The organism is Pseudomonas reactans (assembly GCF_013385825.1).
Taxonomy (GTDB): Bacteria; Pseudomonadota; Gammaproteobacteria; order Pseudomonadales; family Pseudomonadaceae; genus Aquipseudomonas; species Aquipseudomonas reactans.
This window is the reverse complement of record NZ_JACAPG010000003.1, coordinates 79,481-100,002: the sequence shown is the minus strand read 5'-3', so window position 1 is coordinate 100,002 and position 20,522 is coordinate 79,481. Positions and strand designations below refer to the sequence as shown.

The 20,522-nt window shown below is 61.1% G+C and carries 24 protein-coding genes; 6 read left to right on the top strand and 18 right to left on the bottom strand.

Translation table 11 applies throughout. The features are described from left to right. The first annotated feature begins 83 nt into the window (after positions 1 to 83). The 3 genes from HX868_RS03640 to HX868_RS03630 all read left to right on the top strand — a co-directional run bounded on the left by HX868_RS03640 (position 84) and on the right by HX868_RS03630 (position 2,925). On the top strand, positions 84 to 959 hold the full coding sequence (locus tag HX868_RS03640; RefSeq protein ID WP_177001949.1) for an urea transporter: 876 nt from the start codon (positions 84 to 86) through the stop codon (positions 957 to 959). A 31-nt stretch (positions 960 to 990) separates the two neighbouring features. Then, positions 991 to 1,815, top strand: a complete 825-nt coding sequence (locus HX868_RS03635) for an ion transporter (protein WP_177001948.1) — start codon at positions 991 to 993, stop codon at positions 1,813 to 1,815. A 105-nt stretch (positions 1,816 to 1,920) separates the two neighbouring features. Then, entirely contained in the window at positions 1,921 to 2,925 is a 1,005-nt protein-coding gene (locus HX868_RS03630) for a sulfate ABC transporter substrate-binding protein (RefSeq protein WP_033897617.1), read from the top strand. Positions 2,926 to 3,030: 105 nt separating this feature from the next. Here HX868_RS03630 and HX868_RS03625 read toward each other — a convergent pair whose 3' ends face one another. After that, positions 3,031 to 3,645 (bottom strand): DUF5666 domain-containing protein, encoded by a 615-nt coding sequence (locus tag HX868_RS03625; protein WP_177001947.1) that lies wholly within the window; start codon positions 3,643 to 3,645, stop codon positions 3,031 to 3,033. Between the two features lie 171 nt (positions 3,646 to 3,816). On the opposite strand from HX868_RS03625, the gene HX868_RS03620 reads away from it, so the two are divergent. Next, complete coding sequence (locus tag HX868_RS03620; RefSeq protein ID WP_177001946.1) at positions 3,817 to 5,013, top strand: MFS transporter; 1,197 nt, start codon at positions 3,817 to 3,819, stop codon at positions 5,011 to 5,013. 266 nt (positions 5,014 to 5,279) lie between these two features. Here the strand turns inward: HX868_RS03620 and HX868_RS03615 are convergent, their stop codons facing one another. Both HX868_RS03615 and HX868_RS03610 read right to left on the bottom strand, forming a co-directional pair. Beyond that, positions 5,280 to 5,684: a type II toxin-antitoxin system HicB family antitoxin gene (locus HX868_RS03615; RefSeq protein ID WP_016978509.1), complete on the bottom strand. Its 405-nt coding sequence runs from the start codon at positions 5,682 to 5,684 to the stop codon at positions 5,280 to 5,282. Between the two features lie 11 nt (positions 5,685 to 5,695). Beyond that, complete coding sequence (locus HX868_RS03610; protein ID WP_016978508.1) at positions 5,696 to 5,884, bottom strand: type II toxin-antitoxin system HicA family toxin; 189 nt, start codon at positions 5,882 to 5,884, stop codon at positions 5,696 to 5,698. Positions 5,885 to 6,075: 191 nt separating this feature from the next. On the opposite strand from HX868_RS03610, the gene HX868_RS03605 reads away from it, so the two are divergent. Further along, complete coding sequence (locus HX868_RS03605; protein WP_177001945.1) at positions 6,076 to 6,957, top strand: LysR family transcriptional regulator; 882 nt, start codon at positions 6,076 to 6,078, stop codon at positions 6,955 to 6,957. A 22-nt stretch (positions 6,958 to 6,979) separates the two neighbouring features. Here the strand turns inward: HX868_RS03605 and phnP are convergent, their stop codons facing one another. From phnP to phnC, 13 genes are all read right to left on the bottom strand, one after another. Next, positions 6,980 to 7,729, bottom strand: coding sequence for a phosphonate metabolism protein PhnP (gene phnP, locus HX868_RS03600; protein ID WP_177001944.1), 750 nt, complete (start codon positions 7,727 to 7,729; stop codon positions 6,980 to 6,982). Continuing rightward, positions 7,720 to 8,292 (bottom strand): phosphonate metabolism protein/1,5-bisphosphokinase (PRPP-forming) PhnN, encoded by a 573-nt coding sequence (gene phnN / locus HX868_RS03595; protein ID WP_177001943.1) that lies wholly within the window; start codon positions 8,290 to 8,292, stop codon positions 7,720 to 7,722. The genes phnP and phnN overlap by 10 nt, the downstream gene beginning before the upstream one ends. Next, entirely contained in the window at positions 8,292 to 9,437 is a 1,146-nt protein-coding gene (locus HX868_RS03590) for an alpha-D-ribose 1-methylphosphonate 5-triphosphate diphosphatase (protein ID WP_177001942.1), read from the bottom strand. The genes phnN and HX868_RS03590 overlap by 1 nt, the downstream gene beginning before the upstream one ends. Beyond that, on the bottom strand, positions 9,427 to 10,149 hold the full coding sequence (gene phnL / locus HX868_RS03585) for a phosphonate C-P lyase system protein PhnL (protein WP_177001941.1): 723 nt from the start codon (positions 10,147 to 10,149) through the stop codon (positions 9,427 to 9,429). The genes HX868_RS03590 and phnL overlap by 11 nt, the downstream gene beginning before the upstream one ends. Continuing rightward, positions 10,146 to 10,955 (bottom strand): phosphonate C-P lyase system protein PhnK, encoded by an 810-nt coding sequence (gene phnK, locus HX868_RS03580; protein ID WP_177002039.1) that lies wholly within the window; start codon positions 10,953 to 10,955, stop codon positions 10,146 to 10,148. The genes phnL and phnK overlap by 4 nt, the downstream gene beginning before the upstream one ends. After that, a complete protein-coding gene (locus HX868_RS03575; RefSeq protein WP_177001940.1) occupies positions 10,916 to 11,758 on the bottom strand; it encodes an alpha-D-ribose 1-methylphosphonate 5-phosphate C-P-lyase PhnJ in 843 nt (280 codons plus the stop codon). The genes phnK and HX868_RS03575 overlap by 40 nt, the downstream gene beginning before the upstream one ends. Next, the gene (locus tag HX868_RS03570) at positions 11,751 to 12,827 is read right to left on the bottom strand and encodes a carbon-phosphorus lyase complex subunit (protein ID WP_177001939.1); all 1,077 of its coding nucleotides are present in this window, start codon (positions 12,825 to 12,827) and stop codon (positions 11,751 to 11,753) included. Before HX868_RS03570 ends, HX868_RS03575 begins: the two co-directional genes overlap by 8 nt. Next, positions 12,827 to 13,417, bottom strand: coding sequence for a phosphonate C-P lyase system protein PhnH (gene phnH, locus HX868_RS03565; protein ID WP_177001938.1), 591 nt, complete (start codon positions 13,415 to 13,417; stop codon positions 12,827 to 12,829). The genes HX868_RS03570 and phnH overlap by 1 nt, the downstream gene beginning before the upstream one ends. Then, a complete protein-coding gene (phnG, locus tag HX868_RS03560) occupies positions 13,417 to 13,854 on the bottom strand; it encodes a phosphonate C-P lyase system protein PhnG (protein ID WP_177001937.1) in 438 nt (145 codons plus the stop codon). The genes phnH and phnG overlap by 1 nt, the downstream gene beginning before the upstream one ends. Positions 13,855 to 13,865: 11 nt before the next feature. Continuing rightward, a complete protein-coding gene (phnF, locus tag HX868_RS03555; RefSeq protein WP_167351257.1) occupies positions 13,866 to 14,570 on the bottom strand; it encodes a phosphonate metabolism transcriptional regulator PhnF in 705 nt (234 codons plus the stop codon). Positions 14,571 to 14,606: 36 nt separating this feature from the next. Beyond that, positions 14,607 to 15,389 (bottom strand): phosphonate ABC transporter, permease protein PhnE, encoded by a 783-nt coding sequence (gene phnE / locus HX868_RS03550; protein WP_016978496.1) that lies wholly within the window; start codon positions 15,387 to 15,389, stop codon positions 14,607 to 14,609. 139 nt (positions 15,390 to 15,528) lie between these two features. Continuing rightward, on the bottom strand, positions 15,529 to 16,530 hold the full coding sequence (gene phnD / locus HX868_RS03545; RefSeq protein WP_177001936.1) for a phosphonate ABC transporter substrate-binding protein: 1,002 nt from the start codon (positions 16,528 to 16,530) through the stop codon (positions 15,529 to 15,531). 31 nt (positions 16,531 to 16,561) lie between these two features. Continuing rightward, on the bottom strand, positions 16,562 to 17,395 hold the full coding sequence (gene phnC / locus HX868_RS03540) for a phosphonate ABC transporter ATP-binding protein (RefSeq protein ID WP_038845851.1): 834 nt from the start codon (positions 17,393 to 17,395) through the stop codon (positions 16,562 to 16,564). Positions 17,396 to 17,785: 390 nt separating this feature from the next. Between phnC and HX868_RS03535 the strand changes: the two genes are divergently transcribed. Continuing rightward, positions 17,786 to 18,205: an NUDIX hydrolase gene (locus tag HX868_RS03535; protein WP_177001935.1), complete on the top strand. Its 420-nt coding sequence runs from the start codon at positions 17,786 to 17,788 to the stop codon at positions 18,203 to 18,205. Here the strand turns inward: HX868_RS03535 and HX868_RS03530 are convergent. Together HX868_RS03530 and HX868_RS03525 are read right to left on the bottom strand one after the other, a co-directional pair. Then, positions 18,185 to 18,775: a histidine phosphatase family protein gene (locus tag HX868_RS03530; protein WP_177001934.1), complete on the bottom strand. Its 591-nt coding sequence runs from the start codon at positions 18,773 to 18,775 to the stop codon at positions 18,185 to 18,187. The two genes, HX868_RS03535 and HX868_RS03530, sit on opposite strands and share 21 nt — an antisense overlap. Positions 18,776 to 19,803: 1,028 nt before the next feature. Beyond that, a partial coding sequence (locus HX868_RS03525) for a M10 family metallopeptidase C-terminal domain-containing protein (protein WP_177001933.1) occupies positions 19,804 to 20,522 on the bottom strand: 719 nt, incomplete at its 5' end.

The window sequence follows — 20,522 nt, the reverse complement described above, 5'->3', positions numbered from 1 at the left end:
CGGCGATAGCGGTCTCAAGATCGCCATCGCCGGCAAGCCGGCTCCTACAGGTAAGTGTTCACACATGAACCCGTGTTGCCTGCATGCACAACCATTCCTGCCCCGACTGGGCCGAAGCCCTGCTCAACGGCTTCAGCCAAATATTCCTGCAGCGCCAGCCGCTGTGTGGCCTGCTGTGCCTGCTGGCCATCCTGATCGGCGCACCCAGCCTGCTCGGCGGCGCGCTGCTCGGTGGCGTGGCGGGGTTGCTCACGGCCCAGCGTCGCGGCTACCCAAAGACCGAACGCCAGGCCGGGCTATACAGCTATAACGGCGTGTTGCTGGGCCTGTTGATCAGCCAACACTTCGCTTGGTCGGCCTTGCTGCCGCCGCTGATCCTGGCGTGCGGCGGTTTGAGCGCGATCCTGACGCGGCAATGGTTGAAACGCGCCAGCCAGCCCAATGACCTGCCGGCCTATACCGCACCTTTTGTCGGCCTGGGTTGGCTGCTGCTGGGCATGGTGCCGCAGAGTACCGTTGCCCTGAGCGAACCCGACACTATGGCCATCCTCACCGCACCTTTTACCGGCCTCGCGCAAATCATGCTGTTGGATCAGCCGGTGTCGGGCGCGCTGATTGCGCTCGGCCTGTGGCTAGCCAACCGCCGCGCCGCCACCTGGGCCTTGATCGGCGCCAGTGTCGGCGTGCTGATTGCGCTGTGGCTCGACGAACCCGCCAGCGCCCTCCTCGGCCTGCACAGCTACAACCCTGCGCTGGCTGCCGTGGCGTTGAGCCAAGTACGTCGCCAGCCCTGGCTACCCCTGCTCGGCATCCTGCTGGCAGTCATCCTCACACCCGGCTTTGCCGCCCTGCACCTGCCCGCGCTGACCGCGCCGTTCATCCTCGCCTGCTGGCTGGTGCGTGCAGGCGCTCGGGTGCTTCAAAAACCCCGCATGGACAGCCCCTTCGAATCCCCCTAGGCTTGCTCGATATTCGATTCAGGCGGGATTTATGGACAGCAACAACGACTGGCGCCAGCGGCTCTACGTCATGATTTTCCAGAGCGACACCACGGCCGGGCGACGGTTTGATGGCATCCTGTTGCTGATCATCCTGGCCAGCCTGGTGATCGTGATGCTCGACAGCATCGACCAGATCCACCAGAACTACGCTGATGTGCTGGCTTACATCGAGTGGGGCTTCACCCTCGTCTTCCTGATCGAATACGGGCTGCGGCTGTACTGTTCGCCCAAGCCGCTGCGCTACGCCTTCAGCTTTTATGGGCTGGTGGACTTGCTGGCCATCGTGCCCGGCATCCTCGCGTTGTATTACAGCGACGCGCAGTACCTGTTGATCATCCGCATCATCCGTATGCTGCGGATCTTCCGCGTGCTCAAGCTCAGCCCGTACCTCAAGCAGGCCAACTACCTGATGGCGGCGCTGCGGGGCAGCAAGCAGAAGATCGTGGTGTTCCTGGTCAGCGTGTGCACGCTGGTCACGGTGTTCGGCACCTTGATGTACGTGATCGAAGGCCCGGAGCACGGCTTTACCAGCATTCCGAAAGGTATCTACTGGGCCATTGTGACCCTGACCACCGTGGGCTTTGGCGATATCGTGCCGAAGACGCCGCTGGGCCAGGTGATTTCGTCTTTAGTGATGATCACCGGTTATTCGATCATTGCCGTGCCCACCGGGATTTTCACCGCCGAATTGGCCAGCGCCATGCGGGGTGAGCAACTGCAACATGATTGCCCGGTGTGCAAGAAGAACAGCCATGAACCGAATGCTGCCTTCTGCTCGCGTTGCGGGAGTAACCTTTTCCGTAAATTGGAATAAGCAAAGTACGTTTTAATCTTTAAACGTCTATGCAGCGCCAGCTATAGTCGCTGGCAAATTGCCCTCACTTATCAAGCAACCTTTTCGAACAACAAGGAATGAGCAGTGAAAAAACTCGTTAGCGCCTCTCTCCTGGCCGCCGGCCTTGCCCTGGCGGGCGCCGTCCAGGCTGCCCCCGTCACACTGCTCAACGTCTCCTACGACGTGATGCGCGATTTCTACAAGGACTACAACGCCGCGTTCCAGAAGCATTGGGAAGCCGAGCACCCGAACGACAAGCTGACCCTGCAGATGTCCTTCGGTGGTTCCAGCAAACAAGCGCGCTCGGTGATCGATGGCCTGCCGGCTGACGTGATCACCATGAACATGGCCACCGACATCAACGCCCTGGTCGACAACGGCAAGCTGGTGCCGGACAACTGGGTTACCCGCCTGCCGAACAACAGCGCGCCGTTCACCTCCGCCACCGTTTTCATCGTGCGTAAAGGCAACCCGAAAGCGCTTAAAGACTGGCCGGATCTGTTGAAAGACGGCGTGCAGGTGATTGTGCCCAACCCGAAAACTTCGGGTAACGGCCGCTACACCTACCTATCGGCCTGGGGCTATGTGCTGAAAAACGGCGGCGACGAAAACAAGGCCAAGGCCTTTGTCGGCAAGCTGTTCAAACAGGCCCCGGTGTTGGATACCGGCGGCCGCGCTGCTACCACTACGTTCATGACCAACCAGATCGGCGACGTGCTGGTGACCTTCGAGAACGAAGCGGAAATGATCGCCCGTGAATTCGGCCGCGATCAGTTCGAAGTGATCTACCCAAGTGTTTCCGCCGAAGCCGAGCCGCCCGTGTCGGTGGTCGACAAAGTCGTCGAGAAGAAAGGCACCCGTGTCGCTGCCGAAGACTACCTGAAATACCTGTGGTCGCCGGAAGGCCAGGAAATCGCGGCCAACAACTACCTGCGTCCACGTGATCCGAAAGTGTTGGCCAAGTACACCGACCGCTTCCCGAAAGTCGACTTCCTGTCGGTAGAGAAGACCTTTGGTGACTGGCGCACGGTGCAGAAGACCCACTTCAATGATGGTGGGGTGTTTGACCAGATCTACTCCGGCCAATAACTGAACCACCCCTTGTAGGAGCCGACTTGCCGGCGATTCAATCGTGAGGCTGGCGGTGCTGCCGCTGGCCTCATCGCCGGCAAGCCGGCTCCTACAATTTTTGCGTTACATCGGCGGGGTCACGCCATCCTTACCCGCCGAAATCGCTTGGGCAGTGACGGTCCCATCCGCCCCCTGCGCCGCAAATAACACCACCTTCACCCCCGCCTTGAGCAAACTGCGATCCCCCGGTTCCAGGTTGACGATCGGCACATCCTCCGGCACCACGATTTTCTGTTCGCCGCCTTTGTACTTCACGGTCAAGGTGCGCCCGTTACTCACCACCAGGTCGCCAACGGTGCCATTGGTCATGCTGCTGCCTTCTTTCAGATCGAACGCGCGATGCCCGTCGCCCGTGCCAGCCATGGCCGGAGGGAAGACGTGCACTTCCAGCGCGGTCAGGGTGCCATCGGCGTTGGGCATGGCGGCGGAGCCGATGTAGCTGCCCGGCTTGATCTCATCGATCTTGGCCAGGGTGACCGCGCGCACTTGAGTGCTTGGGGTCAGGTGCACGATGACGTCTTCGCCGCTGTTGACCTTGACGTGCATCGCATCGCCTTCCATCGCGGTAATGGCGCCGCGTACGCCCACGCGGGGAGCCTCGGCCGCCTGGGCCAGGCCTACGGCCATCGCAGCGGCCAGGGTGGAAGCCAGGAGCATCTTGTTCAACGTGATCTTCATGGGATTTCCTGTTTCGGCAGTTGTTTCTGAATGTATCATTACCCTTCGCGCAGAAAGTTAACGATTCACTCATCATTACCGGGCATGAGTGTTATCACTGCCAGCGGCCTACCCGGGCTACGGTGTTGTCTTTAGGCTCGCCCCACTTTCCTTCGCATTTATGAGAACACCATGAACGCTACGTCCCACGCTACAACCACCATGACCCGGAGCATGGTGATGCTGTTTGCGTTTTGCTGCGGCGCCATCGTTGCCAATATCTACTATGCACAACCAATCATCGAGCTGATCGCGCCGGACATCGGCCTCACGCCTGCGATGGCCAGCCTGATCGTCTCCTTGACGCAGATCGGCTACGCCCTGGGCCTGTTTTTCCTGGTGCCACTGGGTGACCTGCTGGAAAACCGCAAGCTGATGATCGCCACCACCGTACTGGCCATCGCAAGCTTGTTGGGTGCGGCGTTTACCGAGCAGCCGAATCTGTTCCTGTTGGTATCGCTGCTGATCGGTTTCAGTTCGGTGTCGGTGCAGATCCTGATCCCGCTGGCCGCGCACCTGGCACCCGCCGAGTCCCGTGGCCGCGTGGTCGGCAGCATCATGGGCGGCCTGTTGCTCGGCATCCTGTTGGCACGGCCCGTGTCGAGCGTGGTGGCGGACCACTTCGGCTGGCGCGCAATGTTCATGGCGGCGGCGGCGTTGATGGCATTCATCAGCGTGGTGTTGCTGATCACCATTCCCAAGCGCCAGCCCGACCACAGTGCCACCTATGGCCAGTTGCTGCGCTCCCTCGGTACCTTGCTGCGTGAGCAACCAGTGTTGCGTCAACGGGCGTTCTATCAGGGTTGCATGTTCGCCACCTTTAGCCTGTTCTGGACCGCTGCCCCACTGGAACTGGCGCGCAACCACGGCCTGAGCCAAAGCGAGATCGCGCTGTTTGCCCTGGTTGGCGCCCTGGGTGCCATCGCCGCACCCATCGCCGGGCGCCTGGCCGATGCCGGCCATACCCACCGCGCATCGTTGTTGGCCATGCTGTTTGCGGCGTTGAGCTTCCTGCCGGCCTTCGTGCACCCGTTGTACAGCGTGATTGGCCTGGCCGTGACCGGCGTGGTCCTGGACTTCTGCGTGCAGATGAATATGGTGCTGGGCCAACGCGCCATCTACGCGCTCGACGCCAACAGCCGCAGCCGCCTGAACGCGCTGTACATGACCAGCATTTTCATCGGCGGCGCCTTCGGCTCGGCGATTGCCAGCAGCGTGTATGAACACGGCGGCTGGCTGGGCGTGATGCTGGTGGGCAGCGCGTTCCCGTTGATCGCGCTGCTGCGGTTCCTGGGTGCTTCACGTCAGGCCACGGTTGCCACTGCTTGAGGGATGGGTTGAAGGCTGGTTTTTTTTCGCGGACGCCTGGTCGGATGGCGATGTCAGCAGGCAAGGTCAATACCAGCCGAAACACCCAAACGCCCTGAAACACGAGGCGATACAACCGGAATTCCTTTGTAATTGAAACACTCGACAACACAAAGGCCCGGGCGGCATCGCGTTGTTTTGACGAAAGAAAAACAAAATCTAAAACAGCACCTCTCGCTCAACTACGCGGTTTTCCCAACGGTCAGAACACATCCTTTTACGCTTCCTCAGGACCGCACCAGCTTCTCCAGCGCAGCATCCGCCAGGAAGGAGGAGCGGCTCTTGACCTTGTGCTCACGCACATACCGGTCGATGCGCTGAATGACATAACCGGGCAAGGTCACATTGACCTTCTCGGTCTTGCCCAGATAGGGCGAGATGTCCAGCTCCAACATCCCCCAGCCCATGCCGGCGTAGTCTTCATGCGCGTGATGGTTGGCCACCGACGTCGGCATCGGAATCGGCCCGCCTTCTGCGGCAATCTCTTGCAGCATGATGTGCGCGACTTCCACAGCGGCGTTGTAGGCTTCTTCAAAACTGTCCCCGGCGGTGACTGCGCCTGGGATATCGGGGATCTGGATACCGGTGGCGGTGAAGTCATCGCCCCATTCGATACAGATTGGGTATTGCATGAATGTTCTCCTTAAAACTGAAACAAGCCGGCGCGTTTCCTGATGCTTCTGACGGTGCCCAGCGGCAGGTCCTTCTTGGGATGCGGCACAGGGATGGTGTACGGGCTATAGCGGTGGGTAAAAATATGATGACTGCCCGTGACCCGATCCAGCACCCAACCCGCCTCTTGCAGTTCCTTGATCAATAACCTGCTTTGCACCCGAGCCTCCTTGGCTTGGCCTGAATAAAAGTAACCCTAGAGTTATCTTTACTCAAGCACAAAATACGCGAGCCTGACTGACGGCTGTTTTACTGGATATTGAAAACCCACCCGTTCGACACTGGAAACGCATGACACATCCGGGTCACCGTCTTAGGCTTGAACCCCGCCAAGCCAGACAGGAACACCCGATGGACCGCCTCAGTGCCATGGAAACCTTCGTCCACGTCGTCGAAACCGGCTCGTTCTCCGCAGCCGCCAAACGCCTGGGCATCGGCCAGCCCGCCGTGTCCAAGAGCATTGCGCAACTGGAGGCGCGTCTTGCCGTGCGACTGGTGATGCGCTCCACACGGGGCCTGACCCCCACCGAGGCGGGCCTGGTGTACTTCGAACGGGCCAAGCGGGCTATCGATGAAGCCAACGCAGCCGACGAGGCCGCCCGCGGTGCCGGTGCCGGATTGACGGGCAACCTGCGGGTCAGCGCCGGCGTGACGTTCTCCCGCATGCGGATCATTCCTAACCTGGGCCCCTTCCTGGACCAACATCCAGGCCTGAACATCGACGTGTTGCTCGACGACCGACTCCTGAACCTGGTTGAAGACGGCATCGACGTCGCCCTGCGTATCGGCAACCTGAGTGATTCTGGCCTCACTGCTCGCCGGCTTGGCCAAAGTCCGTGCCGGGTGTTCGGTACACCGACCTACTTCGAACGTTTCGGCGAGCCACAAAGCCCGGCGGATATCCTCAACCACCAGGCGGTGATCTACAGCCTCGGGGAAAGCCCGCTCTGGCCCTTCAAACAAGGCCTCCACGAACACACCATCGCCGCTCAAGGACGCTTGCGTGTCACCTCTTCCGAAGGCTTGCGCGCAGGTGTGCTCGCCCACCACGGCCTGGCGATGACGTCCGAATGGATGTTCTCGCCGGAATTGGCCAGGGGTGAGGTGAAGCCCGTATTGACCGATTGGGAGCTCCCGCCAAAGGACCTGTGGGCGGTATTGCCGACGGGGCGAATGCCGAGTGCCAAGGCCAAGGCATTTATCGAATACGTTGAGGGGTTATTGAGGACGTAGCGTTCTGTGCAACCGTAGGCGTTCAGATAATCCGGCCATCCCAGCCGACCGTGACATGCCGTGGCAATTCGCGCCGATGCTCCAGCAACCACGCATCCAGCGTATGCCCCACATGGGTCAACACCCCCAGTTGCGCACCGGTATCCTCAATGCTCTGCAGCGCCAGCGTCAGGTCATTGTGATTACGCGGCGCTTGCGGCTGCGGCGGCATGGAGCAATCCAGCACCAACACGTCCAGCGGTTCGCGTTGCAGCCATGCCAGGGTCGCAGGCGGCAGGCCGACCGTGTCGGTGAGGTAGGCGATGCGCCGTCCTTCGCCTTCCAGCAGGTAACCCAGGGTCAGTTTGGAATGCTGCAACGGCAACGCCGTGACGCTCAATTCGGCAAATTGGCGTGTTTCAAACTCGGCAAAAGGCTGGCTGAAATCGAGGATGCCCGGATGCTTGTACAAGTCGGACAAACCCTCCGGATCCGCCGGGCCATGCACCGGAATCACCAGCCCCTGCCCCCAGCGCAAGTGCAGCAGACCCTGGGCATGATCAGCGTGATAGTGGGTCTGGAAAATCCCGTTGAAGCTGCGCGGCGGGAAGCGTTCGGTGAGGTCGGGCAAGCCGCTGTCGATCAACCAGCGCTGGTCGCCGCATTCGATCAACGCACTGCACGGGCGACGGCGCAGGCTTTCGTCGCTGCGCGCCAGACCGCACGCGGGGCATTCGCAGCCGTACACCGGGACTTGCCGCGCGTCACCAGTGCCAAGCAGCGTCAGGCGCATGCCGAGTGTCCGTGGTCGAGGCAGCACAGCAGGCGCTCGACCGTGTGCTCCAACGGTCCGGAATTATCCAGCACGAACAATCCCGCGCCATTGCCAGCGATCAATTCGGCAGTGAACCGTGCATTGCGTGCCAGGCGCTCCTCGATGTCAGCCAGGGCCTCACGTCCACGTGCGATCAAACGCTGGCGCAATACCGCCTGATCTACCGTCAACAGCAACACCAGCGACGTCGGATAACGCTCGCGGGTCTGTGCCAAATGCGCGCGGGAGCCGTTGACCAGCACGTCGTCCCCCGCCGCCAGCCACTCGTCGATCGCCTTGGGAATGCCGTAGGACAAGCCATTCGCCTGCCAGCTGAGGGCAAAGGCGCCCTCGGCCTGCAGCGCGGCGAACTGTTCCGGGCTGACCCCTTGCGCGGCCTCGCCCACCGCTTCCGCCGAGCGGGTGATAACGCGGCGCACGATGCGGCAACCGCGCTCGGCCAACCGTGGGCGTGCGGCATCCAGCAGGCTGTCCTTGCCCGAGCCGGAGGGCCCGATGAGATAGATCAACCTGCCTGCCATCAAAACACCCTCTTCGCTTGTCGCCATACTTGTTGCACCACCGGCAGCCCTTCGCGGCTGCGGGCCTGGACCAGGTCCGCGCGCAGGCCAATGGCGATTTCGCCGCGATCGCTCAGGCCCGCGGCTTTTGCCGGTGCCAAGCTGATCATCTTGACCGCCCGCGACAGGTCGCCGCCGTCCTGCTGGTCGGCCAGCACAAAGGCCGCCTGCAACAGACTGGCCGGGTAATAGTCGCTGGAAAGTATATCCAGCAATCCCTCGGCCGCCAGGCCAGCGGCGGCCACATTACCCGAGTGCGACCCACCGCGCACCACGTTCGGCGCGCCCATCAACACTTTCATGTCCAGCGCCTGGCAGCCCTTCGCCGCTTCCAGGGTGGTGGGGAATTCGGCGATGGTCATGCCGTAGCGCGCCGACTCTTGCACATGGGCCAGGGTCGCGTCGTCGTGGCTGGCCACCGACAGGCCGCGCGCCAGGCAATGCTCGACGATCGCCGCGCGGTAGCGGTCGCTGTACGCCAGGGAGTTGGCCTTTTGCAGCACGATGAACGCGTCCATGGTTTCGTCGTTCAGGTGGTATTTGCCCATGTAGTACTCACGGTACTTGGATTCGAGCACGAACTGGCGCTGGCCCGGCGAATGGTCCATTACCGACACCAGTTTCACCAGCGGGTTTTCCACCAGGTCGCGGAACACACTGAGGGTGTCCGGGTGGCACAGCTCGCAGCGCAGGTGCAGGTGGTGCTCGGCGCGGGTCAACCCGGCGCCTTCCGCCTGGGCGATGGCATCGAGCATCGCCGGCAGCTTCTTCATGCGGTTGCCCTTGGGATTTACGTCGCCGATGGAGACGGCGTCGAACACCGTGGTGATGCCCGCGGCGATGATCTGCGCGTCGTGGCTGAGCACGGCCGAGGTCGACGGCCAGTCCACGCCGGGGCGCGGGGTCATGTGTTTTTCCAGGTTGTCGGTGTGCAGCTCCACCAGGCCCGGCAACAGGAAATCACCGCCCAGGTCCTGGGCCTGGGGCAACAGGCTGCGCCCTTCAGCGAGGTCGACGATCTTGCCGTCGCGCAGCACCACCGAACCGAGGAACATGCGATCAGCCGTGACAATCTGGGCATTACTGAGGATCTGTTCAGCGGGCATGGGCGTATTCCTCTTGGGCAACAGGCGTGGGGGTCATGTCGAAATGGCGGTCGGCAACCGCTTCACGGGCGGCGCGGTCGTGGAAGATGCCGATCAGCGCCGCGCCGGCGGCCTTGGCTTCGTTCATCAGCTCCAGCACCACCTGGCGGTTGTTGTCGTCCAGGGACGCGGTGGGCTCATCCAGCAGCATCACCGGCCAATCGACCATGAAGCCGCGGGCAATGTTGACGCGCTGCTGCTCGCCGCCGGAGAAGGTGCCGGGCGCCAGTTGCCACAGGCGTTGCGGGATATTCAGGCGGGTCAGCAGGTGTTCGGCACGCGACTGTGCATTGGCCTTGGACCAGCCACGGGCCAACGCCGGCTCCATCACCACGTCCAGGCACGCCACGCGGGGGATTACCCGCAGGAATTGGCTGACGTAGCCGAGGGTTTGCTGACGCACCTGCAAGATGTCACGCGGCTCGGCGCCGACCAACTCCAGCCACTCGCCCGCATGCTGCACACGAATGCTGCCATCCGCCGGCAAATAGTTACCGTACAAGGTGCGCAGCAAGGTGCTTTTACCCGCGCCGGACTGGCCATGCAGCACCAGGCATTCGCCGCCCTGCACGCTGAACTCGACGCCGCGCAGCACGTTAAGCACCACGCCATGTTGCTGATGCAACGTGAAGGTTTTCGAGAGGTCACGGACCTCGATCAAGGCATTTGTCATGGCTGCAATACCGAAGACACCAGCAGTTGAGAGTAAGGGTGCTGTGGATCGTCGAGGATCTGGTCGGTGAGCCCGGTTTCCACCACGCGGGAGCGACGCATCACCATCAGGCGGTCGGCCAACAGGCGTGCGACAGCCAAGTCGTGGGTGACGATCACCACGGCCAAATCCAGCTCGCGAACCAGGCTGCGCAGCAAGTCGAGCAGGCGCGCTTGCACCGACACATCCAGGCCGCCGGTGGGTTCGTCCATGAACACGAGGCGCGGGCTGGAGACGAGGTTGCGGGCGATTTGCAGGCGCTGCTGCATGCCGCCGGAGAAGGTGCGCGGCAAGTCATCGATACGTTGCGGGTCGATTTCCACCTGGCTCAACCAATCGAGACCGGCACCGCGCAGTTGCGCGTAATTGCGCACGCCCTGGGCCATCAGGCGCTCGCCAATGTTGGCGCCGGCTGACACGCCCATGCGCAAACCGTCGCGAGGGTTTTGTTCGACAAAGCCCCATTCGGTACGCAGCAACGTACGGCGCTCGGCTTCGCTGGCGCTGTACAAATCCAGCCATTCGCCGTCCTTGCTGCGGTAGCCGATGCTCCCCGCTTGCGGCGGCAGACGCCCGCTCAACAGCGAGAGCAAGGTGGATTTACCCGAGCCGGACTCGCCGACAATGCCCAGCACTTCGCCGGGGTAAAGATCGAAGCTCACGCCCTGGCAGCCCTTCTCCGGGCCGTACAAAAGGGACAGGTCACGCACTTGCAATAACGGCTGGCTCACTGGTTGTTCTCCTTGACGCGTTGCGCGCAATACCAGGTGTCGGAACACACAAAACGCTGGGTGCCCGCGTCGTCGAGAATCAGCTCATCGAGGAACGATTCATGGCTGCCGCAGATGGCGCAGTTGTGCTCCCACTTCTGCACGTCGAAGGGGTGGTCTTCAAAGTCGAGGCTGGTGACCTGGGTGTAGGGCGGCACCGCGTACAAGCGCTTTTCGCGACCGGCGCCGAACAGCATCAGCGCCGGGCTCATGTCGAGTTTCGGGTTGTCGAATTTGGGGATTGGCGATGGGTCCATCACGTAGCGCTCGTCGACCATCACCGGGTAGGCGTAGCTGGTGGCGATATGGCCGAAGGTGGCAATGTCTTCGTAAAGCTTCACGTGCATCACCCCGTAATCATTCAGGGCGTGCATGGTGCGAGTCTCGGTTTCCGACGGTTCAATAAAGCGCAGCGGTTCGGGGATCGGCACCTGGTAGACCATGATCTGGTCGGCCTGCAACGGCGTTTCCGGGATGCGGTGACGGGTCTGGATCACCGTCGCGTCCGGCGTGGCTTCGGTGGTGGCGACACCAGCGGTGCGCGCAAAAAAGCGGCGGATCGACACGGCGTTGGTGGTGTCATCCGCGCCCTGGTCGATGACTTTGAGCACGTCCTCCGCGCCGAGGATCGCGGCGGTCAATTGCATGCCGCCGGTGCCCCAGCCGTAAGGCAATGGCATCTCGCGGCCGCCGAACGGCACCTGGTAACCCGGGATCGCCACGGCCTTGAGCAAGGCGCGGCGGATCATGCGTTTGGTCTGTTCGTCGAGGTAGGCGAAGTTGTAGGCGACGTCATTCATGGCTCGGGCCCTCGGCCGGTTGGCGCAGCTTGCGGATCAGTTCCAGTTCGGACTGGAAGTCCACGTAGTGCGGTAATTTGAGGTGCGACACAAAACCGGCCGCCTCGACGTTGTCGCAGTGGGCCAGTACGAACTCTTCACGCTGGGCCGGCGAGACGATCTCTTCGTTGTATTCCCCGGCGCGCAGCGAGCGGTCGACCAATGCCATGCCCATGGCCTTGCGCTCGGCATATCCAAAGGCCAGGCCGTAGCCACGGGTGAACTGCGCCAACTCGGTAGCCGAGCCGACGAACTGGTTGACCATCTCGCACTCGGTGACTTCGATGCTGCCCAGGCAGATGGGAAAACCCAGTTCTTCCGGGTCGATCCACACCTCGACGTCGCCGATGCGAATCTCGCCGGCAAACGGGTGGTTGCGGCCGTAGCCACGCTGGGTCGAGTAGCCGAGCGCCAACAGGAAACCTTCATCGCCACGAGCCAGGGCTTGCAGGCGTTCGGCGCGGCTGGCCGGGTATTCCAGCGGGTCGCGGGTGATGTCGGCGACGCTGGCGTTGTCGTCGGTTTCGGTCTTGATCAGGCCTTCTTTGGCGAGCAGGCCGAGCACCCGTGGGCAGGCTTCGATGCGGGCTTCGGGGGTGGTTTGCGGGCCAGGGTATTCACCTTCGGCCAGCAGCGAAAAATCCAGCAGGCGGTGGGTGTAATCGAAGGTCGGGCCAAGCAGTTGACCGCCGGGCACGTCCTTGAACGTGGCGGACAAGCGTCGGCTCAACGACATCTGCGCAGTGTCGATCGGCAGGCTCGGGCTGAAGCGCGGCAGCGTGGTGCGGTAGGCGCGCAATAGGAAGATCGCTTCCACCAGGTCCCCCGCCGCTTGCTTGATCGCCAGCGCGGCGAGTTCTTCGTCGAACAGCGAACCTTCGGTCATCACCCGCGCCACGGCCAGGGGCAGTTGCTCGCGGATTTGCCTCACGCTCAGTTCAGGAATCGCGGTATCGCCCCGGCGCTTTTTCGCCAGCAGGCGGTGGGCATTGTCGATGGCCTGTTCGCCACCTTTGACGGCTACGTACATCAGGCGTGCTCCTCTGCGATGCGGCTGCTGCGTGGCAGGCCGATCAGGTGATGGCCGGCGGCAAACAGCACGTCCAGGCCACGGGGGAAAGCTTCGCGGCGCTGACGTTCCTGCCAGAACGCTTGTGGCACCGGCACATGCACCTGGCGCTGGGCCTTGATGCCCGGGCCGCGCCAGAGCAGGCCGCGACCGGACTCCAGGTCGGTAAGCTGCACGAGCAAGGTGCAGGACTGGTCGGGGTAGCGATCATTGCCATGGTCGAAGCCGCTGAGGTCGAGCAAGTCTTGCTCACCTAGCAAGGCGAACACCGCGTCTTCACGGTTCGCCGTCAACGGGCAACCACAGTGGAACGAAAGGTTGGCGCGAATCAGCGGTGTGTCGAAGCTCGGCGCCAGCCACAGCGGCGTGTCCCCATCCAGCATCGCCAGGCACAGCGCATAGGTGACGGGTGCGAGGCCGTCGAGGCGTGGAGCGGACGGCAGGTGCTGGATCAAACCGGGTTCGGCCAAGGCTTTGAGCGCGGCCCGAAAACCGCGCTGGGCATCCAGCACCGGGTCGACAAACGCCGGTTGCAACAGGTGTGCGTTCATCAATTTTCTCCTCGAACCAACGTGAAGAACTCGACCTTGGTGGCCGCGGTGTCGGCTTCTTTTTGCGCGCGGCGGGCGGCTTGGGCATTGGCCAGCGCAGTGATCAAGTCGCTGAGCCAGATGCTCGGCTGAGTGCCCTGAAGATGAGCATCGGCCAGGGCGGCCAATTCGGCGTGGGCCTTGTCGCGACCGGCCAGGTAGCTGTAGCCGGTGCGGCCATCGGCCAGGCGCACCACGCAGCGGGTCACGCTCATTTCGCCGACGTTGAACGGCGCGCCATTGCCGCCCATGCGGCCGCGCACCAGCGTCATGCCGATTTCAGGGGCGCGGATCAGCTGGTATTCCGCGTCTTTCAACGCGGCTTCGTGAGGTTGCAGTTCACTGAGTTGGGCGCGGGCGAGCACACCAATCCAATGCTGACGCGGGGACAGATTCATCAGGGTCTCCATCAGGTCACCACTTGGTACTGGAAGCGATCCGAACGGCTGGTGGACTGCGCCAGCTCCACCGGGCGGCCATCGCGATCGCGGGAAAGGGTGAATACGGTGAGGGCCGGCAAGTGCCGAGGCATCATCAGCAGCGCGGCTTCATCCCGGTTGGGCAAGCGCGCACCGATCAGGCTTTGGGTGCGCGTCAGCGGCAGGTCGCGTTCGCGCAAGTACTGGCGCAGCGAACCGCCGGTGTAGTCGGCCAGCAACGGCGCGCGGCTGGCGCAGTAGCGATGGCGAATCAGGCTGACGGGTTGGTGGTCGAGTTTGCGCAGGGTCTGCAGCTCGATCATCGGCGCCATCTCGGCAATGCCCAAGTGCTGCGCCTCATCGCGACTGGCGTAGCAGTAACGACGCTTGAGCAGCACCGCCTCGACGCCCACGCCCTGGGCCGACAGTGACTGGCTGTAGGAGGTCTCGGCGCCCATCGGGTAGATCAAGGGGCGATCAAGTACCTGGGTGCCCTTGCCCTGGCGGCGCAACAGGCTGCCTTCGAATACCAGCTCGTCGATGGCACGGCGCAGGGTGTGGCGGTTGACGCCAAAACGCTCGGCCATGTGCACCTCGCCGGGCAGGAAGTCGCCGGCGCTGTAGCTGCTCAATTCACGGCGCAGGATATCCGCGAGTTCGCGGTACACCGGCTCATCTTGTCTAGACAACTGCATGCTTAAAAAAAGCGCCGCGCGGGCACCCCTCCGACGTCAGATGAACTGCTTGCGCAGGCGTTGGGACAACACGTCGATCAAACTCACCACCACGATGATCACCAGCAGCACCGCGCAGGTTTGTACGAACTGAAAGGCGCGGATGTTTTCCCAGAGGATCACGCCGATCCCGCCCGCACCGACCATGCCGACCACCGTGGCCGAGCGCACGTTGGCTTCGAAGCGGTACAGCGCGTAGCTCACCCACAGCGGCATCACCTGGGGGATCACGCCGTAGATCACTTCCTGCAAGGCACTGGCACCGGTGGCACGTACGCCTTCCACCGGGCCTGGGTCGATGGCTTCGACGGCCTCGGCAAACAGCTTGGCGAGTACACCGGTGGTGCTGATCCACAGGGCCAAAACGCCAGCGAAGGGACCGAGGCCGACGGCGACCACGAACAGCATGGCGAACACCATTTCATTGATGGAGCGGAAGGCGTCCATGACCCGGCGCAGGGGTTGGTGGATCCACCAGGGAGTGATGTTGTCGGCACACAGGATGCCCAGCGGCACCGAGCAGACAATCGCCAACACCGTGCCCCAGAGGGCGATTTGCACGGTGACGATCATCTCCTTGAGGTAAGAGCGCCATTCGTGGAAGTCCGGTGGGAAGAAGTCGGCGGCGAAGGTCGCCATGTTTCCGGAGTCGCGGTACAGCGCCAACGGGTTCATCTCAGCGCCGTGCCAGGCCCAGGCCAGCAGGACCAGGAACAGGCCCCAGCCGAGGTATTGCGGCCAGGTGCGTTTGCCGACGGCTTCAGCGTGCAAGGTTGTCATGGGTCACTCTCAATCGCTTTCTGTAGGAGCGAGCTTGCTCGCGAAGATCGCCAACGATGACGCGGGGCGCCTGGAGAACGGTGGCGTCCTCGAGTTTTTCGCGAGCAAGCTCGCTCCTACAGTGATAGGTGGAGGCCGGTTAGCCGTTGGAGGCGGTTTTTTTGTCGAGTTCGGAGATGCGCTGTTGCAACTTCGCCAGGTCAGCATCAATGTCCGCGAGTTTCTTGGCCTTGTCGGCGGCCTCAAGCTTGTCGTCCGCGCTGATGGTGGTGCGCTGCTTGAACAGCTCCAACTGGCGGATCGGCAGCAGTTGGTCGTCGCTGGAGGCGAGGAACTTGCCCAGTTGCATGTTCTTCAGCACCGCCTTCTCTTCATCGGTGTCACCGTAGTGAGCGAAAAAGTCGCGGATCTTGGTTTTCTCGCTGTCGCTCAGGGCCTTGCTCCACACCATCGGGTCGGCCGGGATCAGCGGCGATTTCCAGATCACCTTGAGCATCGCGGCCTTGTCCGGCTGGGTCACTTCAAGACGGTCCCAGCTTTCGGTGTTGAAGGTGGCGACGTCCAACTGCCCCTTGGCCACGCTCAACGCGTTGACTTCATGACTGGAGTTCAGTGTGCGTTTGAAGGCGGTGGCGGCGTCGACATGGTTCTTGGCAAACACGTAGTAGCCCGGCACCAGGTAGCCCGAGGTGGAGTTCGGGTCACCGTTGCCGAAGGTCAGGTTCTTGGCATTCTTGAGCATGTCTTCGACGTTGTTGATCGGGCTGTCCTTGCGCACGATCAGCACGCTCCAGTAACCGGCGGCGCCGTTGGCGGCGGCCGTCTGGGCGAAGATCTCGCCGTTGGAACGGTCCACCGCTTCCATCGCGGCCTTGTTGCCCAGCCAGGCCACGTCGACCTTATTGAAGCGCATGCCTTGGATCAGCCCGGCGTAGTCGGAGGCGAAAGTGGCGTTGATGGTCAGGCCGGTCTTCTTGTGCATGTCATCCAGGAACGGCTGCCAGATGCTCTTGAGGTTCTGCGAAGACTCGGTGGACATGATGCCGAAGTTGATCGCCTTGTCGGCGGCGTGGGCGTTGCCCAAGGCCACGCTGGCCAGCAACACCGCAGACAGAAAAACGTGACCGATACGGTTCAACATGGAAAGGATTCCTGTGGGTCGTGAGTGGGGTTCAAGCGCGCGCCAGGGCCAGCCGAGGGGTGACGGAGGTGTGGCGGGTCTGGTCGGAAAACATCAGGCTGGTGTCGACGTCGGCACCGTACAAATCATTGAGGAAGTGGCTGCTCATCTCGCTGCCCTGGCCGTCGAAATGAATGCGGCCACCTTTAAGGGCCACGGCACGCGGGCAATAACGCATGGCGTAATCGACTTGATGCAGGGTCACCACCACGGTCTTGCCGTCGCGGCGGTTGATGTCAGCGAGGATCTCCATGACCTTGCGTGCCGACTCCGGGTCCAGCGAAGCGATAGGTTCGTCGGCCAGGATCACCTCGGCGCGCTGGGTCAATGCACGGGCAATCGCCACGCGCTGCTGCTGGCCGCCGGACAAGGTCGAGGCCCGTTGCGCGGCCAGGTCGGCCAGGCCAACGCGTGCCAGGGACTCCATGGCGAAGGCTTTCTCTTCAGCATTGAACAAGCCGAGGTTGCCGCGCCAGCGCGGCATGCGGCCCAGGCAACCGAGCAGCACGTTGTCGAGCACGCTCAGGCGATTGACCAGGTTGAACTGCTGGAAGATGTAGCCGATGTCCGCGCGCAGCCGCCGCACCCTGCCATTCAAGCGCCCGCTGGCCTGTACTTCCCGGCCCAGCACCTTGACGCTGCCGCCATTGCTCTTGTCGCAACAGGCCAGGCCCGCCAGGTGACGCAACAACGTGGACTTGCCGGAACCGGAAGCGCCAATCAGCGCGACCATCTCACCCGGGGCAATGGTGAGTTCGAGGTCGACCAATGCGGATTTCTTCGCAAAGGTCTTGTTCAAGTGATCGACATGGATAGCGTGATTCATGGGCTTCTCTGTCTTGTTTGAACAGCCAGGGGATGGCTGCGGTTGAGTTCAAACGACAGTAGGCGCGGGAGGTGTCAGTGCTATTACTTGCACATGACTGGAGGGGGTCGGTTGGATGAAGGTTTTGTGAAAGGTTGGACTTGACCGAAACTCAGATCAACCCTGTGGCGAGCAGGCTTGCCCTGCGTTGGGCTGCGCAGCAGCCCCAGTATGGCCAGCGTGTTCATTCAGGCAGAACGCGTCGCCAGGTCTCAGGGCCGCTCCACAGCCCAACGCAGGACAAGCCTGCTCACCACAAGGGATTGATTTGTCTTGAGGTATTCTGCATTCCAGTAATTGCATGAAGGCCCCTACACTTAGCGAGGCCAAGAATCTGGAATACCAAACGCAATGATCATCACCAAGGCCTGCCCCGTAGTCCTTCGCACAAGACAGTCCTTGGAAATCCTCGCATTCGAGCACCCACTGGCCGGTTTCCAACTGGTCAAGGGCAGTGTTGAGCCAGGCGAAACGACAGCCGATGCGGCTATTCGCGAGTTACAAGAAGAGGCCGGTGTAACCGGCCGTGTCATTCGGGACTTGGGAACCTGGCATTCAGAGATCACCGGCCAGACCTGGGCATTTCACCAATGCCACGTACCGGCAGACCTTCCGGATATCTGGACCCATTTTGCAGAAGATGATGGAGGGCACTATTTTCGCTTCTTCTGGCACCCTTTGAGCAGCGAGCCTACCCAGGCGTGGCACCCGATGTTTCAAAGTGCGCTGGCATTTCTCAAGAGCAATGGGTCAATCATCCTTGAAGGGTGAGACTGTCGGCAGCGCGGCAACAGTGAGGTTTTTCAGAACCAGCATTTCCCCATTTGAAAGCTGCCAGGTGTAAAAGTCCGAGAAGTCCCCTTTGGCCAAGGCGCGAATCACCTTTGCTAAAAAACCATGTGCCACCAGCAAAACCGCCTGGCTTGGATAAAGCGCTGCCAGCTCGGCCAGGCCTTGGTGTACTCGCGTAACCACTTCGGCAATCGATTCACCGCCCGTTGGCCCAATCGCCCATTGCCGCGTGATGTTCTGCGTCCAAAGCACTGGGTGCAGGGCCTTGGCTTCCGCCTGGGTCAAGCCCTCGAAAACACCCACATCACGCTCGCGGAAGCAGTCCATCGTCACAAGCTCGAGGTGCAACTCACGGTTAAGAACCTGCGCCGTTTGCTGGGCACGCAGGCGTGGGGAGACGATCAATGCGTCGATATCGCCGGGCAGTTGCATAACGAGCAATGCGGCTTGCGCCCTACCCCACTCGGTCAGTTCCGGATCAAGCGCACCGAGATAGCGGTGCTCGGCGTTGGCCCAGGTTTCGCCGTGGCGTATGACGTAAAGATGCATGAGGGGCCATCTCATTAAAAAGATGCTCAGGATAGTAGCAGTAGCTTCGCAGAGGTCAGGTTTGTTCGCCTGGATTAGGAGCCTGGGCGCGATCAGCATGACCGGCGCATTCTGGACAGAAAAATGTTTGGTTAAGGTTTGATGCAAGGTTTTGATGGCAGTGGAGACAGCCTCTGCTTCAATCTGTTTGAAGCGCTCAATCTATGCGCGACATAGGCTAAAGCCTGAGATACGTAGGGAGTTTAGCTAGTTTATGAAAATCGCATAACATTGATAACTTCGGTATATCCATGAACCCTATTACGAATCCCTACTCCCCCGGAGCTGGCACACCACCGCCCGAGCTTGCCGGAAGAGGTGAGCTACGAGAACGTGTGCGGATAGGTATAGCCCGCTTGCGAACAGGTCGTCCGGCAAAAAGCGTGTTGATGGTCGGGCTCCGAGGGGTTGGAAAAACCGTATTGCTGGATCAAATGCGCCTGGATGCAGAAGGTGAAGGTGTACATACCATATGAATTGAAGCCCCTGAAAATCGATCTCTTCCGGCTTTACTCGCTCCACAGTTACGTACCCGGGCCGCACCGATCCGGTGATATTGCTGATCGACTAGGTCGCCGGGTTCAGGCACTGGGCCCCATCCGCAATAGCCTGATTGCGAAAGGCATGATCTGGAACCCGAATCATGGGGACACGGCATTTACAGTCCCTCTTTTCGATGAGTTTATGAAACGAATCATGCCGGGAGATGAGTGGGATATGGCTAACTGACTAACACTGAGCAACGCTCCCACAGGTGATCTTTGGAATTGGAGAACGTGTTTTACAGGCATGAAAAAGGTGACCCGAAGGTCGCCTTTTGTCATTGTGCATACTGTTTTGTTTGAACAACCAGGGGATGGCTGCGGTTGAGTTCAAACGACAGTAGGCGCGTGATGTTTTGCGCCCAAAGCGCTGGGTGTTGGGCCTTGGCCTACGCCTGGGTCAGCCCTTCGAAAACACCCACATCACGAATCGGCACTACAACCGCCTTAACCCCCTATCAGTCCATTGCAAAACGCTACGTTTTGCGCAGGTGTCGTCAGCCCCACTACATCTTCCGGGCTGATCAAACGCGTACTTTTGACGAGAAAGTCGATATTTCCATCTCCAGTCAAATCGATCGCCAGCAAGTATCGAGCGGTGGTCGAATTAAACTTGATCATCGTTTCACCAGCCTTGCCGGTAAATTTATCGACGTAGTTCAATGCGACGCCTGCACTCTTGCTCATGGCCGAAAGGTCGATTATGTCCTTGCCGGTCGTGAAATCCAGCAGCAAGTCAGCACTGTCGCGGGTCGAGTCGGAAGCAGCGTTGTACTTGAAGGTATTCCAGCCACCAGCGCCCTCAAGGTGATCGGCTCCGGCGCCACCTACTAAGATGTTATCGGCCTTATTGCCGATAATCCGATCGTTGCCACTACCGCCAATGGCATTTTCAATGACCGTTTTGCGGGTAATGAAAATGTTGTCCTTTAATCCACCCACACTGGAGTGGGTGCCACCGCGCAAGCTAATGGTTTGGTCCTGGCTGAACCCGGAAAAATCGATCGTGTCGTTGCCCGATTTGTCGTGCACAACGAAATCAGGCTCGTCGTCGGCAGACGTAAGCGTCATGTGCGGCTTGCCTGTGTTGGAGTTGAAACCGTAGATAGTATCGTCAGTCTTTTTCGTTTTGGAATCCGGCTTTGGATCTGGCTTCGGATCCGGCT